The sequence below is a fragment of the Variovorax sp. Varisp41 genome (genome assembly GCF_047325085.1).
Taxonomy (GTDB): Bacteria; Pseudomonadota; Gammaproteobacteria; order Burkholderiales; family Burkholderiaceae_C; genus Variovorax.
Genome location: NZ_CP168540.1, coordinates 4,963,587 through 4,980,365, shown reverse-complemented (window position 1 = coordinate 4,980,365; position 16,779 = coordinate 4,963,587). Strand labels below are relative to the sequence as shown.

General features: G+C 70.0%; 14 protein-coding genes. 8 read left to right on the top strand and 6 right to left on the bottom strand.

The window, feature by feature from the left end:
• Positions 1-56 precede the first annotated feature (56 nt).
• From ACEN9J_RS23030 to ACEN9J_RS22995, 8 genes are all read left to right on the top strand, one after another.
• The gene (locus ACEN9J_RS23030; RefSeq protein WP_057594712.1) at positions 57-971 is read left to right on the top strand and encodes a LysR family transcriptional regulator; all 915 of its coding nucleotides are present in this window, start codon (positions 57-59) and stop codon (positions 969-971) included.
• A gap of 136 nt (positions 972-1,107) precedes the next feature.
• Positions 1,108-1,557: an acyl-CoA thioesterase gene (locus ACEN9J_RS23025; RefSeq protein ID WP_203203155.1), complete on the top strand. Its 450-nt coding sequence runs from the start codon at positions 1,108-1,110 to the stop codon at positions 1,555-1,557.
• A 118-nt stretch (positions 1,558-1,675) separates the two neighbouring features.
• Complete coding sequence (locus ACEN9J_RS23020; protein ID WP_413762152.1) at positions 1,676-2,188, top strand: phasin family protein; 513 nt, start codon at positions 1,676-1,678, stop codon at positions 2,186-2,188.
• A gap of 181 nt (positions 2,189-2,369) precedes the next feature.
• On the top strand, positions 2,370-3,074 hold the full coding sequence (locus ACEN9J_RS23015) for a TetR/AcrR family transcriptional regulator (RefSeq protein ID WP_413762151.1): 705 nt from the start codon (positions 2,370-2,372) through the stop codon (positions 3,072-3,074).
• 3 nt (positions 3,075-3,077) lie between these two features.
• Positions 3,078-3,923 (top strand): hypothetical protein, encoded by an 846-nt coding sequence (locus ACEN9J_RS23010; protein ID WP_172705849.1) that lies wholly within the window; start codon positions 3,078-3,080, stop codon positions 3,921-3,923.
• A gap of 52 nt (positions 3,924-3,975) precedes the next feature.
• Positions 3,976-4,560 (top strand): lipocalin family protein, encoded by a 585-nt coding sequence (locus ACEN9J_RS23005; protein WP_413762150.1) that lies wholly within the window; start codon positions 3,976-3,978, stop codon positions 4,558-4,560.
• Between the two features lie 50 nt (positions 4,561-4,610).
• Positions 4,611-5,285 carry a helix-turn-helix domain-containing protein gene (locus ACEN9J_RS23000; protein ID WP_413762149.1) on the top strand — a complete coding sequence of 225 codons (675 nt, stop codon included), beginning with the start codon at positions 4,611-4,613 and terminating at the stop codon, positions 5,283-5,285.
• A gap of 55 nt (positions 5,286-5,340) precedes the next feature.
• The gene (locus ACEN9J_RS22995) at positions 5,341-6,243 is read left to right on the top strand and encodes a DMT family transporter (RefSeq protein ID WP_261212343.1); all 903 of its coding nucleotides are present in this window, start codon (positions 5,341-5,343) and stop codon (positions 6,241-6,243) included.
• 30 nt (positions 6,244-6,273) lie between these two features.
• On the opposite strand, the gene ACEN9J_RS22990 is transcribed toward ACEN9J_RS22995, so the two are convergent.
• From ACEN9J_RS22990 to ACEN9J_RS22965, 6 genes are all read right to left on the bottom strand, one after another.
• Complete coding sequence (locus ACEN9J_RS22990; RefSeq protein WP_413762148.1) at positions 6,274-10,989, bottom strand: RICIN domain-containing protein; 4,716 nt, start codon at positions 10,987-10,989, stop codon at positions 6,274-6,276.
• A gap of 175 nt (positions 10,990-11,164) precedes the next feature.
• Complete coding sequence (locus tag ACEN9J_RS22985; protein ID WP_057592538.1) at positions 11,165-12,028, bottom strand: class I fructose-bisphosphate aldolase; 864 nt, start codon at positions 12,026-12,028, stop codon at positions 11,165-11,167.
• A gap of 51 nt (positions 12,029-12,079) precedes the next feature.
• On the bottom strand, positions 12,080-13,060 hold the full coding sequence (locus ACEN9J_RS22980) for an aldo/keto reductase (RefSeq protein ID WP_057592539.1): 981 nt from the start codon (positions 13,058-13,060) through the stop codon (positions 12,080-12,082).
• Positions 13,057-13,986, bottom strand: coding sequence for an ABC transporter permease (locus ACEN9J_RS22975; protein WP_208509805.1), 930 nt, complete (start codon positions 13,984-13,986; stop codon positions 13,057-13,059). Before ACEN9J_RS22975 ends, ACEN9J_RS22980 begins: the two co-directional genes overlap by 4 nt.
• 107 nt (positions 13,987-14,093) lie before the next feature.
• A complete protein-coding gene (locus ACEN9J_RS22970; protein WP_413762147.1) occupies positions 14,094-15,617 on the bottom strand; it encodes a sugar ABC transporter ATP-binding protein in 1,524 nt (507 codons plus the stop codon).
• Positions 15,614-16,666, bottom strand: coding sequence for a substrate-binding domain-containing protein (locus ACEN9J_RS22965; protein ID WP_057592540.1), 1,053 nt, complete (start codon positions 16,664-16,666; stop codon positions 15,614-15,616). Before ACEN9J_RS22965 ends, ACEN9J_RS22970 begins: the two co-directional genes overlap by 4 nt.
• Positions 16,667-16,779 lie beyond the last annotated feature (113 nt).

Genomic DNA, 16,779 nt, shown 5'->3' with positions numbered 1-16,779 from the left:
GATCCTGTTTTTCGATAATGGTGGCCTGCGGGCCGCACACGGCGAGGGCCGCGCCCATGGCACAACTCGATCTGGAATGGCTGCTGGTGTTCGACGAGGTCTACAAGACCGCCAACGTCTCGAGCGCCGCCGAGCGGCTCGGCATCTCGCAGTCGGCCGCGAGCACGGCGCTCGCCAGGCTGCGCACCCACTTCGGCGACAAGCTGTTCGTGCGCACCTCGCGCGGCATGGAGCCCACGCCCTATGCGCGCCAGACCCAGCCGCTGGTGCTCGACATCCTCGACCGCCTCAACCGCGCCAAGGGCGGCCGCGCGGTGTTCGACCCCGCCACGGCCGAGCGCAGCTTCCGCATCTGCATGACCGACATCAGCGAGGTGGTGCTGCTGCCGGGCCTGCTCGGCCACCTGCGGCAGGTGGCGCCGGGGGTGCGCATCGAGACCGAGATCATCTCGACCGAGAGCGGCCGCCGGCTCGAGGACGGCGCGGTCGACCTCGCGGTGGGCTTCATGCCGCAGCTCGAGGCCGGCTTCTACCAGCAGACGCTGTTCATGCAGAACTTCGTCTGCCTGGCGGCGCGCAACCATCCGCGCGTGGGCGCCCGGCTGACGCGCAAGCGCTTCGAGGCCGAGGCGCACGCGGTGGTGGCCTCCTCGGGCACCGGCCATGCGATCGTCGACAAGACCATCGCGCGGCTCGGGCTGCGGCGCCACGTGGTGACGCGGCTGTCGAGCTTCCTCAGCGTGGCGCGGATCGTGGCCCACACCGAGCTGCTGGTGGTGGTGCCGCGCATCCTCGGCCAGGTGCTGGCCACGCAGGAACCGGTGCAGCTGCTCGAGCCGCCGTTCGAACTGCCCTCGTACGCGGTCAAGCAGCACTGGCACGAGCGCTTCCATGCCGACGCCGGCAATGCCTGGCTGCGGCGCACGCTGGCGCAGCTGTTCAACGAAGGCGAGGCGGCGGGCCCGGCCTGAGCCGATGGCATGGCGCTTGCAGCCCGGCGGGCATGCCGGGACGACGGGCGGCGGTCGAACCGTCATGCGCGCCCTCGCATAATCGCCTCCCCCCGTTCCGGCCCCCACGGCCCCTTCCGAAAGCAAAAGGCACAGCATGTCTTCCATCACCCTGCGATTCCTCGCCGAGCCCAACACCGTCAACTTCGGCGGCAAGGTCCACGGCGGCACGGTCATGAAGTGGATCGACGAGGCCGGCTACGCCTGCGCCACGAGCTGGGCCAAGCGCTACTGCGTCACCGCCTTCATCGGCAGCATCCGCTTCCACCGCCCGATCATGATCGGCGACCTGGTCGAGGTCGAGGCGCGCATGGCCTACACCGGCAAGACCAGCATGAACATCTCGGTCGAGGTGCGCAGCGGCGACATGAAGGGCGGCGCGATGGAGAAGACCACCGAGTGCCTGATCGTCTTCGTCTCGGTCGACTCGCACGGCCGGCCGCTGCCGGTCGAGGCCTACGTGCCGGGCACGCCGGGCGAGATGGCGCTGGCCGAGCGCGCGCGGGCGCACCTCGACGCGAGCCGCGCGGCCTCGGGCAACCCCTGAGCGGTCCGCCAAAGACCTGAATAGGCAAAAGGCTCTAACCGCGCGCGGCCCGCGCGGCTAGAGTTCGGCGGTTTCCGGCAGACCGCCCCTCCCCCTCCCTCCTCCATTCGGACCGCACATGGCCACCCAGGACGACGACCGCTTCGACAAGACCTCCGACCGCATCAAGGATTCCGCGCAGCAGATCTGGCTGGCCGGCCTCGGCGCCTTCGCCAAGATGCAGCAGGAGGGCAGCAAGGCCTTCGAGTCGCTGGTCAAGGACGGCGCCGGCATGCAGAAGCGCACCCAGCAGGCGGCCGAGGAAACCCTGTCGCAGGCCCATGCCCGCATGGCCGGCTTCGCGAACGAGTTCGGCACCAAGGCCGCGGGCCAGTGGGGCAAGCTCGAGAACATCTTCGAGGAACGCGTGGCGCGCGCGCTCGACAAGCTCGGCATGCCGCCGCCGGCCGAGGTGGCCGCGCTGCAGGCACGCGTGACGGCGCTCGAGGCCGAGCTGGCCGCCCTGCGCGGCGCCGCGAAACCCGCCGCCAGTCCGGCGCGCGGTGCCCGCGCCGCGCGCCACGCCAAGTCGGCCGAGACACCGGCACGCAAGGCCACGGTGCGGCGCAGCAAATCGAGCGGCACCGAATAAAGCCGCTTTCCGGCCTCGAAGCGGCCGATTCCGGCGCCGAATGCGCGAAGAGGCGTAGCACGACGTCATGCGCATGCCGCACTGCACAAACGCAGTGCCCCGCAAATCAATGTCCCCCTGCGCGCTTCGCGCGGCGTTCCTGCGCTAGAGTGTTTCCAAGAGACAACCCGGGAGCACCGACATGGCCAGGAAAGCGCCACGCCGCACTGCACAACGCATTCTCGAAGCCGCGCTGGACCTGTTCAACCGCTTCGGGGAGCCGAACGTCTCCACCACGCTCGTGGCCGGCGAGCTCAACATCAGTCCCGGCAACCTCTACTACCACTACCCGGCCAAGGAAGAGCTGATCAACAAGCTCTACGAGGGCTACGAGACCGAGCTCGGCGAGCTGCTCCATGCGAGCGAGGGCATCCACGACGTGGAGGACGCCTGGTTCTTCATGCACAGCCTGTTCGAGCTGATCTGGCGACACCGCTTCCTCTACCGCGACCTCAACGACCTGCTGAGCAAGAACCGGCACCTCGAGACCCAGTTCCAGCTCGTGCTCAAGCACAAGGTGCGCGCGATGCGCCAGCTGATCGCCGGCCTGGGCCGCGCCGGCCACCTCGAGATCGACGCCCACGAGGTCGACACGCTCGCGCAGAGCATGGTGGTGGTGCTGACCTACTGGCTCAGCTACGAGTACGTGCGCAACCCGCGCCAGGCGCTCGAGCCGGCCCATGCGCAGGCCGCGCTGCTGCGCGGCGCCCGCCACACCCTGCACCAGCTCGCGCCCTACCTGGGCGCCGAGCAACGGCGCCATTTGCTGACACTGGGCCGGGCCTACGGCGGCGAAGATGCCGCCAGCAGCCCGCCCACCGCGCCCCCCGCCGATCTGGCTGCCTGAACCATGTCCCCCCACGATTTCAAACCGCTCCCGCCGACGTCCGCCGCGCCCGCCGGCGGCGCCTCCGGCCACGCCGGCCCGTGGGCGCCCCTGCCCTACGCCGACGTGCCGCGCTTCGATGCCAGCAGCCTGATCGCGCACTGGAGCCGGCTGCATGCCGGCCACGCGATGCCGGCCCCCGAGCACAACGCGGCACTGGCCGAAGGCTGGGCGCTCTATCACAGCGGCGAATTCGAACGCGCCGCGGCCATCGGCCTGCTGCACGGCGCCGAAGGCCTCGCGCTGGCCAACCAGGCGACCGCGATCTACGCCAACTACCTCGAGCCGCGCGAGGCGGTGCGGCTCTCGATGTTCCGCCAGGTGGTGGAGCGCGCGGGCGCGCGGGCCGCGGCCGAGCCCGACGACTGCCAGGCCCTGTACTGGCAGGCCTACGCGATGGGCCGCTACAGCCAGGGCATCAGCGTGGCGCGCGCGCTCGCGCAGGGCCTGGGCACGCGGCTCAAGGAGGCGCTCGAACGCGTGATCGCGCTCGAGCCGCGCCATGCCGACGCCCATGTCGCGCTGGGCGCCTTCCATGCCGAGGTGATCGACAAGGTCGGCGCGCTGGTCGGCCGCATGACCTATGGCGTGCGCGCCGAGACCGCGGTCGAGCTGTTCGAGCACGGCATCGCGCTGCATCCGCATTCGGCCAGCGCGCTGATGGAATACGCGCGCGCGCTGCTGATGCTGCATGGCGACGCGCGCATGGGCGAGGCCACGCGGCTCTACGAGAAGGCCGCGGCGCTCCAGCCGGCCGACGCCAAGGAGCGGCTGGACGTGGAGCTCGCACGCGCCGGGCTCTCCGAATAGGTTGCGGCCACGGGCAGGGGATCCAGTCGGCTCGCCGCCGCGTACTGACCGGATGACCCGCCTTCCACACCCCCACCCCGAACGCGCCCCCGCGGCGCGCCCCAGGCACCCGCTCGGCTGGCTCGCCCTGTGCGCGTGCGCCGCGCTCACGGCCTGCGCCACGCCGGCACCGACGATCGCGCCGCTGCCGGCGGTCGACATCGCGCGCTTCATGGGCGACTGGTACGTGATCGCGAACATCCCGACCTTTCCGGAGAAGAACGCGTTCAACGCCGTCGAGTCCTACGCACTGCGGCCCGACGGCCGCATCCAGACCGACTTCCACTACCGCGACGGCAGCTTCGACGCGCCGGTCAAGACCCTGCATCCGGTGGCCACCGTGCGGCCCGGCACCGGCAACGCGGTCTGGGGCATGCAGTTCATCTGGCCGATCCAGGCCGAGTACCTGATCGCCGACGTCTCGCCCGACTACCAGAGCACCATCGTCGCGCGCAGCAAGCGCGACCACGTCTGGCTGATGGCACGCACGCCCGAGCTCGCGCCCGAGGCCTACGCGCAGGCGCTGCGCAAGATCGAGGCCCTGGGCTACGACCTCGCGAAGCTGCGCCGGGTGCCGCAGCGCTGGCCGGAACGCTGACCCGGCCGTCGGCGCGCCGGGGTTCGCGAGGCCTGGGCACAATCGCGGGCATGCACAGTCCGCTCGTCCCCGGGATCGCCTACAGCGTGCGCAGCTACGCCGGCGAATACGCCGGCCATGACCATGCGCACGCGCAGATCATGTTCGCGCTCGACGGCCGCATGGAGCTGGAGATCGGCGGCCGCGCCGCCTTCACCGACACCTCCTGCGGAATGATCATTCCGGCGGGCGTGGCCCACACCTTCATGTCGCCGCGCGGCGTGCGCATGGTGGTCATCGACACGCCCCCCGCCACGGGCGTCGACCGCATCCGGCGCTTCGCGGTCACGGCCGCCTGCAGGAACGACGTCGATCCGGCCCGGGCCGCGCAGCACCTGGCGCACGTGCTCGAGGCGCCCTCCATCCTCGCGCGCCGCAGCATCGACCTGGCACGGCTCGACACCGCCCTCGGCGGCGCGCTGCACGAGCCCTGGAACACCGCGCGCATGGCGGCCCTGTTCTTCCTGAGCCCGCAGCGCTTCCATGCGCGGCTGCTCGAACTGACGGGGCTGTCGCCGCAGGCCTACCTGCGCGCGCGCCGGCTCGACGCCGCCCAGCGCCTGCTGCGCGGCGGCCTGCCGCTCGAAGCGACCGCCCTGCGCACGGGCTACCGCTCGGCCAGCGCCCTCGGCTTCGCATTGCGACGCGACCGCCAGTCGGGCGCCCGGCACGCGCGCGCGGGCTGACGAGGTCGAGAGTCTCTCGACAGTTGCCGCGGTCGCGGCGCTGGAGGATGCGCGCATGACAAAGCACGCTTCCCTCACCGGCGCCGCCATGGTGCTTGCCGCCGCCGCGCTCTGGGGCACGACCGGCACCGCCCAGAGCTTCGCGCCCCTGGACACGTCGCCCTTCTGGATCGGCACGCTGCGCATGGCGATCGCCACGCTGTTCTTCGCGGCCTTCATCGGCTGGCGACGGCAGCGCGGCGAGCGCGTCGCGCTGTCGATGGCGCGGCCGACGTGGCGCTGGGTGCTGCTCGCGGGCCTGTGCATGGCCGGCTACAACCTGAGCTTCTTCGCGGGCGTCAGGGCCACGGGCGTGGCCATCGGCACCGCGATCGCCGTGGGCAGCGGGCCGGCCTGGGCCGGATTGCTGCAGGCGCTCGTGTCTCGCACACCGCCCGCGCCGGCCTGGTGGGCCGGCACGCTGCTCGCGATCGGCGGTGGCGGCCTGATGGTGATGTCGGGATCGGGCGATGGCTCGCGCGTCGACCTCGGCGGCCTGGCGCTGTGCCTGGGCTCGGGGCTCTGCTATGCGACCTACACGCTGGTCAGCCAGCGCCTGGTGCGCCGGTCGCCGCCGGCGACGGTCACGCTGTGGCTCTTCGCGACGGCCTCCGTGGCGGCCATGCCGGCCGCGCTGCTGATCTCCGGCCCCTTCTCGGCCACGCCCGCGGGCTGGGTCCTCGTGGCCTACCTGGGCCTCGTGTCGACCGGCATCGCCTACCTGCTGTTCAGCCATGCGCTGCGGCACATCTCCGGCGCCTCGGGCGTCACGCTGGCACTGGCCGAGCCCGTCACCGCCTTCGGGCTCGCCCTGGTAGTGCTGCACGAGCGCCCGGGCCCCTGGGCCTTCGCGGGGCTCGCGATGGTGCTGGCCGGCCTGCTGATCGTGGTGTGGACCGAAGCGCGCAGGGTGCGGTAACACCGCCCCCGCGCGCTACCGGCCGCCCGCTCAAGGCAGCTGGGTCCAGTTCTGGTTGTTGCCCCCGTTGCAGGTCCAGGTGATCAGCGCCGTGTCCTGCGTGGTGGATCCGTTCGGGACGTCGAGGCAGGATCCGGAGGCGCGGTTGCGCAGGGTCGAGCCGACCACCGTCCACTGCGTCGCGTTGCCGGCCGTGCAGGCCAGCTGCACCACCGCCGCATTGGTGGTCGCGTTGCCGCTCTGCGCCAGGCACAGGCCGCTGTGCTGCGCCACGAACTGCACGTAGCCGCCGCTGCTGGTCACGGTGAACTTCTCGTTGGCGTCGTTGCCGCAGGGCCACTGCACCGCGGTGGCGCCGCTGGCGGTCGACACGCCCTTGATGTTCACGCACAGGTTGCTGCTGTCCGAGCGGATGCGCGCGACCAGCGGCGGCGCGGTGTCGAGCGAACGCACGTACTCGCGCAGCGCCACCACGTCGGCCGGCGGCAGGCCGTTGGCGTTGCCGTGGCCGCTGTCGAGCACCGCCTGCAGCGAGGCGGCCTGGCCGTTGTGGAAGAAGGAGGTCACGCTCCAGGTGCCCGACAGCGTCGGCGTGTCGAAGCCCACGCCCGCCAGCGGCTGGTTGCTTCCCTTGCCCGACGAGAGCTGGATCGTGCCCACGTCGTGCCGCTGGCCGTCGCGGAAGGTGCCGCCGGTGTGGCAGGTGGCGCACTGCGCGGTGTTGAACACCGTCTGGCCGCGCGCGGCCTCAACGCTGAGGTTGCCGTCGGCCGTGCGGGCCGGGCTGCGCATGAACTTGTCGAGCGACGACAGGTAGGCCGCGAGGTCGTCGAGCTGCGCGTTGCGTCCGGCCTTGGGCGTGCCCAGCGGATTGGAGGTGGCCGCGTAGTCGGCATTGCTCAGGAAGCCGGTGCCGCCGAACTCGTTGCGGATGTCGTTCTCGAAGTCCTGCACCTCGTCGAAGTTGGCCGTCCAGTGCAGCTTGCCGTGGCTCGTGCCGCGCCGCCCCTGCAGGCTGATGGTGCGGCGCAGGCCCTCGCCGCGCTGGGTGAAGTCCCACACCATGCCGTCGTCGCCGCCATCGGCATGGCAGCTCGCGCACGAGATGTAGTTGTCCTTGCTCATGCGCCGGTCGGCCGCGTTGTAGAACACCTGCTTGCCGCGCAGCGCGGCCGCGGCCAGCGGCTCGGTCGCCACGGTCTGCACGTTGCGCAGGAAGGTCGCCGCGTTGCTCTCCGAGGCCAGCACCGCCGCCACGTCGTGCACCGACACCGAGCGCGCGAGGAAGTTGTTGACGTAGAGGCGCTTGCGCGCGGCATCGAGGAACAGCCCGTGCGGCGCGCTGCTGGTGTCGATCTCGCCGCGCACCGAGCGCGTGTAGGAATCGACGATCGCGACCCGGTTGCCTTCCATCTGCGCCACGAAGATGTAGTCGCCCGCGGGCGAGAACAGCGCGGCGCGCGCCGGCGCGCGGTCGTCGAAGTCGATCTGCTCGCCGGCCACGTGGGCCGCCGACTGCAGGTCGACCTGCGACAGGATCGAGCGCACGGTCTGGTCGTGCACCAGGTCCTTCCCGTCGCGGAAGCGGCCGCGCACGATGTTGTCCTTCTTCGAGGGCAGGATGGCGCGCTTGCCGTCGGGCGAGATCACGACCTGGCTCAGGTAGTTGGCCACGCCGCGCGCGCCGGCCTCGGTGTCGACGGTGGTGGTGTCCACCGGCAGCGCGATGGTCGGCAGCGTGCTCATCGAGGCCAGGTTGACCTTGTAGAGCTCGCCGCCGGTCATCTTCGACTTGAAGCGCGTGACGTAGGCGATCTGCGCATCACCCGTGACCGCGATGCCGCGCACCGTGCCGTCGAGCGGCAGGGTGGCCGTGACCGCGCCGGTGGAGGGATTGAAGCTCACGAGGCGCGACTTGCTCTCCAGCGTCAGCAGGCCCTTGGTGCCGTCGGGCGTGAAGACCACGCCGTAGGGACCGCTGCCGTAGTCGAAGGGCACGGTGACCGAGACGCTGCCGTCGGCGGCGTTGAGCGCCACCAGCTTGTCCTCGCCCTGCACCGCGACCCAGACCCGGCCGTCGGGACCGAGCGCCAGCGTCTTGGCCTCGCTGCCCACCGACACCTCCCACAGCTTGGCCAGGCTCTGGGCGTCGATCGCCGCCACCGTGCCGCTGTCGGGATTGACCGCGTAGACCCGGTTCGCGTCGCCCGCGATGTTGCCGGTGTGCCGCGGCGCGCTCGCGGTGACGGGCGCGATGATGGTCACGTTGTAGGTGTAGTAGGTCTCGCGGCCCGCGCTGTCCTTCACCGTCAGGGTCACGGTGTAGTGGCCGGGCGTGGTGTAGGTGTAGCTGTAGCCGGCCTGGCTCGAGAAGGCCGTGACGGTGCCGTTGCCGAAGTTCCAGCGGAACTGCGCGCCGCCGCTGCCGAGCGTTGCCGGGTTGAAGTTCAGCGCGCCGTTGACCACCTTGGGCCCGCTGCCGATGCCGGGGTCGCCGATGACCGCCTGGCCGCGCAGGGTCGCGACCTCGGCGTCGCCGAGCACGCGGCTGAACACCCGCACGTCGGCCAGCGTGCCCTTGAAGAAGTCGGCATTGCCCTGGATCTGGCCCAGCCACTGGAACTTGTTCGCGAGGCCCTTCACGCCGGTGAGGCCGGTCGAGCTGGTCTTGGCGCCGTCGATGTACATGGTCTGCGCGCCCGAGCCCGCGTCGCGCGTGAGCACCACGTGGTGCCAGTTGCCGTCGTTGACCGGCGAGGTCGAGCGCGTGCCCGGGTTGTTGGTGGCCGCGTTGGCCACCGACAGGTTGAGCCGGCCCGTGTTGTCGAGCCAGCCCCAGAACACGTCGTCGGCGCCGCCCGACTGGTCGCGCCCGAAGATGCCGGGCGCGGTCCAGGCGTTGGCGCTGCCGTTCTGCGTGGTCTTCATGTAGAAGCTCAGCGAGGCGGTGCCGCCCAGCACGGTGGCCACGCCGTCGTTCTTGAGCTGCACGCCGCCCGCGCGGTTCGCGAAGTTCAGGCCGATGCTCTCGAAGGCGTCGCCGGATGCCGGCGTGCCGTCGTTGTTCGAGATCGGGTCGCTGAGCTTGCCGTTGAGCGCCCAGTGATAGCTCAGGCCCACCTCGGCCGCGTTGCCGGTGTTGAAGGTGGACTTGAAGTCGGCGCCGATGGCGTTGCCCGCATAGTCCTTCACGCCGTTGGCCGGCAGGAACACCTCGTAGCTGGTGCCCGGCTGCAGCGGCTGCGTCGGATGGAAGTTGACGATGCCGAGCTGCACGCTGTAGGTGCCGGCCAGCGTGTTGCCGCCCACGGGCCGCACGATGAAGGTGTTGGCATTGACGCTCTCGGGCCGGATGTTGTCGGTCATGCCCAGGCCGATGCGCGAGGTCAGCGCCTGCTGCTTCGCGCCGTTGGCGGGGGAGACCTGCTTGACCTCGGGCCGGGTGGTGTCGGGGTCGACCTGGTGCACGACGAATCCGCTGCCCGAGCCGTGGTCGTTGCCCACGAACACGAGGTTGCCGAACATCGCGACCTGGCCGTTGTCCGAATGCGAGAAGTTCGGATCGTCCTCGCGCAGGATGCTGCCGCGGCCCACCTCCACGTGATTGAGCGGATTGCTCACGTCGACCTTGTGGATGCGCGTCTGCGCGCCCTGGATCACGTAGTGGTCCTGCGTGGCGCAGTACAGCTGTTCGTCGATGACCAGGCGGTTGTCCTCGGCCACGAATTTCGAGCGGTCGCTCAGGTCGTAGCTGTACATCTTCGCGCCGCTGTTGCGGGTGGAGACATGCAGGTTCCGGCCGTCGAAGCAGGTCGCGTAGTAGAACGGCGTGCTGCCCACGATGGAGTCGAGCACCTTGGGATTGAGCGGATCGGAGATGTCGAGGCTCGCGAAGCCGCCGTTGCTCTCCATCGCGGTCAGCACCATGTGGTTGCCCATCGTGAAGATCGGGCCGATGCGAAAGCCGCCGAGTTCGCCGGTGGACACCGGGTTGGACTTGCCGGCGCCGCGGTTGGCGAGCACGGCGTTCGCGGGGTCGGCGGCATCGACGATGAAGATGCCCCGGCCCGCCGAAGCCACGTACAGATAGGGCGCCTGCCACCAGAGCTGCCAGGCGACGTTCTCGTAGTCGCCGCCATTCACGCCGGGCAGCGCCAGCTTCTTCACCTGCTTGATGTCGTTGACGTCGGTGAAGTCCCAGAACTCCACGCCGTTGATGCTGGGCAGCACCACGTAGGTCTTGTCGCCGATCTTCGCGGTGCCGAAGGAGTGGGTTTCGCGGAACTCCTTGGTGCGGGCCTCGGGCTCGTAGATCTTCTTGACGAGCTTGATCTGGCGCGGGTTCGACACGTCGTACAGCAGGAAGCCGCCCGGGCCGAGGCCGCTGTCGGGAGCGAAGGACGTGAGGAAATAGCCGTTGACCATGATGCCGGCGTTCATGCCGTAGTCCTTGCGGCCCGGATAGGTGGCGGGCACCTCGCGCGACTCGTAGGCGTTGCTGTGCGCGGGGTCGAGCGGATGCGCGGGGCTGGTGATCATCGACACCGGCTTGAACAGTTCCTCCGAGGTGTAGGTGAGGTTGCCCAGCCCCGGCCCCTGCAGCGGGAGGGGATCGGCGACGGCCTCGGACACCGCGGTCGCCATGTTGCCGAGGGTCGTCATCGGACTGACCCCGGTGATCGCCGCGTGCGTCAACAGGGTGACGAACGGCACCATCAATGCCATCAGGTAATACCGGATCTTCATCGTTTGCCTCCAAGTGTTGTTGGAAGTTCGCAGGGGAATCTGCTGGCTCGTTCTTCTCTGGCTCGAATCACGACATGCGCGCGCAGCGCGCACCCCGGCGGGCGACGGGCATCGCCTGCCGTGGCAAAAAAAACCTGTTCGCCGGAAGCCGCGCGAAAGCCGCGCAGCCTTTGCGCTATGGGCTTCGCGCCGCGCCGCCCGATTCGTACAGGGCCCAGGCCGCTTCCGCGCTGGCGCCCTCGTGGATCATCGCCATCAGCGCGCTCACCACCGCGGACGGATTGGCGTGCTGGTAGACGTTGCGCCCGTAGACCATGCCCACCGCGCCCTGGTCAAGGAGCACGCGCGAGCGCGCGAACACCTGCTGCAGGTCCTCGCGGCCGCCGCCGCGCACCAGCACCGGGCAGCGCGCGGCCTGCACCACGCGGTGGAAGTCCCTGGGGTCGCTGGTCGGGTCGGCCTTGACGATGTCGGCGCCCATCTCGCGCGCGAGCCGCACCAGGGTCACGATCTTCTCGGCATCTCCGTCGACCATGTAGCCGCCGCGGCCCGCGCCATGCGCCTGCATCACCAGCGGCTCGATCATCAGCGGCATGCCGTAGCGGTCGCAGTCGGCGCGCACGCGCGCGATGTTCTGCACGCACTGGCGGAACAGCTCGGGCTCATCGGGCAGCATGAACAGGTTGACGACCACGCAGGCTGCGTCCATCTGCACCGCGGGCAGCACGGGGTCGTGCTCGTTCTGCAGCACGGCCCACATCGAGCGGTGGCGCGTGGCGTTGTAGGGATTGCCCATGTCCAGCCGCATCACGAGCGCCGGCCGCTCGCGGCCCGGGCGCAACTGCAGCAGGTCGGCCTGGCCGTAGTTGAGCTGGATCGCATCGGGCGCCGCGGCCACCAGGCGGTCGATGACGCCCGGCATGTCCTCGAGCCCGTCGAGGAAGCTGGGCTCGTTGCACACGCCGTGATCGAGCGCGATGTCCAGGCCGCGGCCGGCCTTCAGCAGGCGGGCGATGCGGACCTCTTTGCCTTTCGACATACGAAAGAACTCCTTGAAGGTGGAAGATGGTTCGAGGGGGCGGGACGCGTCTCAGCCGAGCGCACCCAGGTGCCGCTTCGCGGCGGTATCGATCTGCAGCAGCGCGTCGGCGCCGAGCGCGAGCGTGCCGGCCGCGGCGTTCTGGATCGCCTGCTGCCGGTTGCGCGCGCCGCACAGCGACAGCGAGACGGCGCCGTGCTCGAGCGTCCAGGCGATCATCATTTCGGAGAACGAGCAGCCCAGCGCGGCGCGCAGCGGTTCGAGGTCGGCGAAGAAGGCCGCGAGCCGCGCGCGGTTGTCGGCGCTGAAGCGCGGATTGCTCGCGCGCTGGTCGTCGCCCGTGAAGGCGCGCGCGGGATCGATCGGCCCCGCGAGCAGGCCCAGCGCGAGCGAGGAATAGCCCATCACCGCCACGCCATGCTCCTTGCACAGCGGCACCAGCGTGGCCTCGATCTCGCGGTCGATCAGGCTGTAGCGCTCCTGCGCCGCGTCGACCGGGCCGTGGCGCAGGTACTCGGCGAGCGTGGCGGCATCGACGTTGCTCACGCCGATCGCGCGGATCTTGCCCTGCTTCTTCAGGTCGAGCAGCGCGCCCATGGTCTCGGCCACCGGCGTGGTGGCGTCCTGCCAGTGCGTGATGTAGAGGTCGATGTAGTCGGTCTGCAGGTTCGCGAGGCTCTGCTCCACCTCGTACGCGATCGCATCGCGGCCGAGGTAGCGGTAGACGGGATGGCCGTCCTCCTCGAAGAAGTGCGTGCCCTTCTGCGTGTGCCACACCAGGCCGCACTTGGTGGCGATCACGGCCTCGTGGCGCCGGCCCTTGAGAGCGGTGCCCACCAGCCGCTCGGAGCGGCCCAGGCCGTAGGCCGGCGCGGTGTCGATCAGCGTCACGCCCGCGTCGAGCGAGGCCTGGATCGCCAGCGTCGCGCCCGCGTTGTCGCCGCCGCCCCACATCCATCCGCCCATGGCCCAGGTTCCCAGGCCGATCGCCGAGCAGCGTATGCCCGACGGTCCCAGCGTCGTCGTCTTCATCTCTTGGTCTTCCTCACGTTGAGCAGGTGGTCGATGGTCACGGCCACGAGCAGGATCAGTCCCTTGATCACGTCCTGCCAGTAGGGCGAGACGTCGAGCAGGATCAGCGAGCTCGTCACCACCGACAGCAGCGCCAGGCCGAGCACCGCGCCGAGCACGGTGCCCGAGCCGCCCTTGAGGCTGGCGCCGCCGATCACGGCGGCGGCGATCACGTTGAGTTCCATGCCCATGCCGAAGGTGGGCGTGGCGGCGCCGAAGCGCGCGGTGTAGATCACGCCGGCCAGGCCAGCCGAGGCCGAGCACAGCACCGTGACCCAGAACTTCACGCGGCCCACGCGGATGCCCGAATAGAGCGCGGCCTTCTCGTTGCTGCCGACGTAGAACACCTTGCGCAGCAGGGTGGCGCGGCGCAGCACGAAGTCGCTGATGGCGACGATCGCGACGAAGATCAGGATCACGGCCGGGATACCGAACAGCGTGCCCTGGCCGATGAACTTGAACTCGGCCGGCAGCGAGAACAGCGACTGCGGCGTGCCCTGCGTGAAGGCCAGGCACAGCCCGCGCACGATCACCATGAAGGCCAGCGAGGCGATGAAGTGGTTCAGCCCGATGCGCGTGACGCAGCCGCCGATCATGGCGCCGATCATCGCGCTGGCGCCGATCGCCATCGCGCTCGCGAGCCACGGGTCGACGCCCATGAGGAACAGCTTGCCGGTGATCACCATCGCGAGGCACACCACCGAGCCCACCGAGAGGTCGATGCCGCCCACGATCAGCAGGATGGTCATGCCGACCACCACGATGCCCTCGATCGAGAACGACAGCAGCATCGCGCGGATGTTCTCCCAGGTGAGGAAGTACGGCGACGCGAAGCTCATGCCCACGCACAGCACCGCGATGATCAGCAGCAGGCCGGCCTCGCGCATGCTGCCGAGTCGGAAGGGTAGGTTCACGGCGTCTCCTTTGGCCCCCGCCGCCGCGCCGGTGCCGGCGGTGCTCGCGGGGTTGGTGCCGTCCATTCTGAATTGGTAGCTCACTGCATCTCCTGTTCGCCCAGTCCCGAGGCCAGCCGCAGCAGGCCCTCTTCCGTCATCTCGGCCGTGCCGAGCTCGCCGGCCAGCCGGCCTTCGCGGATCACCAGCGCGCGGTCGCACAGGCCGATGATTTCCGGCAGTTCCGACGAGATCACGATCACCCCCACGCCCTGGTTCGCGAGCGCGCGCAGGATGTGGTGGATCTCGGATTTCGCGCCCACGTCGACGCCGCGCGTGGGTTCGTCCATCAGCAGTACCGATGGCTTCGTGGCCAGCAGCTTGGCGATCGCCACCTTCTGCTGGTTGCCGCCCGACAGGCTCGCGACCTCGATCGCCACGCCGTCGGACTTGAGGTTGAGCTGCGCGCCGAGGTCCTGCGCCAGCTTGCGCTCGGCCGCGCGCTCCATCAGGCCGAAGCGCGAGCTCACGCGCCGCAGCGCCATCGCGCAGACGTTCTGCGCGATCGGCAGGTCGAGGAACACGCCCGCGGCCTTGCGGTCCTCGCTGAGGTAGGCGATGCCGTGGCGCAGCGCGTCGGCGTACTTGCGGATCGCGAGCGTCTTGCCGCGCAGGCGCACGCTGCCGCGCCGCGCGGGCCGCAGCCCGCACACCGCTTCGGCCAGCTCGCTGCGCCCGGCGCCCATGAGGCCCGCGATGCCGAGGATCTCGCCGCGCCTGAGCGCGAAGGAGATGCCCTGCACGCGCTCGCCGTCGGCGATGTCGTCGACCTGCAGCAGCGTCTCGGGCGCCTCGGGCAGCGTGGCGCGCGGCGGGTAGTAGTTGCCGAGGTCGCGGCCCACCATGCGGCGCACCAGCTCGTCGGGCGTGGTGCCCGCGAGCGGGCCGCAGTGCACGTTGCGCCCGTCGCGCAGCACGGTGGCGCGGTCGCAGTTGGCGAAGATCTCGGCCATGCGGTGGCTGATGTAGATGATGCCGATGCCCTGCGCCTTGAGGTCGTGCAGCACGCGGAACAGCGCGGCCGACTCGAGCTCGGTGAGCGCGGCCGTGGGCTCGTCGAGGATCAGCACCTTGCAGTCGAGCGTGAGCGCCTTGGCGATCTCCACCAGTTGCTGGCTCGAGATGCCGAGCTCGTCGACGCGCGCGGCCGGGTCGATGTCCTGGCCGAGCCGGCGCAGCACCTTGGCGGCGCGCGCGTTGAGGCCGCCGTAGTCCATGAAGGCGCGGCCGCCCGCGTTGATCTCGGGCATGAAGATGTTCTCGGCGACGGTGGCGTCGCCGCACAGCGCGATCTCCTGGTGCACCAGGCCGATGCCCAGCCGCATGGCATGGGCCGGGCCGTCGATGCGCACATCCAGGCCGTCGAGCGCGATCGTGCCCTCGTCGGGCTGGTGGATGCCGTCGATGATGTTCATCAGCGTGGACTTGCCGGCGCCGTTCTCGCCGCACAGGGCGTGGATCTCGCCGGCACGCAGCGAGAAGTCCACGCCCGAGAGCGCGCGCGAAGCGCCGAAGCGCTTGCTGATGCCGCGCAGCGAGAGCAGCGGCTTCGGGTCGTCGCTCACTCGCCGATTCCCTTGGTGCCGCGGCGCGCCAGGTACTTGTCCCAGTAGAAGTCGTCGGCGTTGGCCTTGCTCACCACCGACAGGCCGTTGTCGAGGAAGGGCACCGACATCGGGTTGGTGCCGTTGCGCTTGGCGTCGTTCATCGGGTCGATGAGCTGCGGGTTCTTGGCCAGGAACAGCATCATCATCCCCATGTAGCCCTGCATGCCCTGGTTGGGATTGATGGCGCCGAACACGTCGCCGGCCTTGATCATGTCGAGGATCTTGGCGTTGACGTCGCAGCACATCACGCGGATGTTCTTCTTCGACTCGATCTTGGCCTGCGCCGCGCCGAGCGCCGAGTTGGCCTCGGGCATGAACAGCGCGCCCAGGTTCGGGTTGGCCTGCGCCAGGCTCAGCACCGCCTGGTAGGCCTTGCTCGGGTCCTGGTTGCTGGCCGCGCGGCCCGCGAGCTTCATGCCCGGGTGCTTGGTCTTCATGCGGTTGACGAAGGCGGCGATGCGGCGGTCGTGGTTGTCCTGGCCCGGGTTCTCGAGCACCGCGTACTCGCCCTTGCCGCCGAGCGCGGCGGCGATCGCGTCGGCCGCCTGCGTGCCCTCGCGGTCGTTGTCGGAGGTGATGAACGAGGCGCGCTTGGAGTTCGGCGAGTCGGCCGCGAAGGTCACGACCGGGATGCCCGCCGCCACCGCGCGGTTGATCGGCTCGATGAACGGGTCGGGGTTCATCGGGTGCAGCAGGATGCCCGCGGGCTTGCGCGCGAGTTCCTGCTCGAAGGACGCGAGCTGCTTGTTCACGTCGTACTCGGGCGTGCCCGTGTAGCGGGTGCGCACGCCCAGCGTGCGGCCCAGCTGTTTCATCATTTCGTAGACCGGAAACCAGTACTCGACGCCCGAGACCATCACGTTCATCACGTAGACGTCGTTCGGGTTGCCGCGCAGGCCGGTGGCGGCCGGTGCGGCGGGCTGCTGGGCGAAGGCGCTGGAGCCGGCCAGGCCCAGGCCGGTGGTGGCTGCGGCGGCCGCCGCGGACTTCAGGAAATCTCTTCTCACTTCTGTCTCCTCGTGTTGCTCTGACCTGGCAGATGGGCCGCCTTGGCGGGTGGCTTTGGATCTCTAGTCGCCATGCACGTTGTCATGACAGGTCAGAATGTATGCGGCTCGTT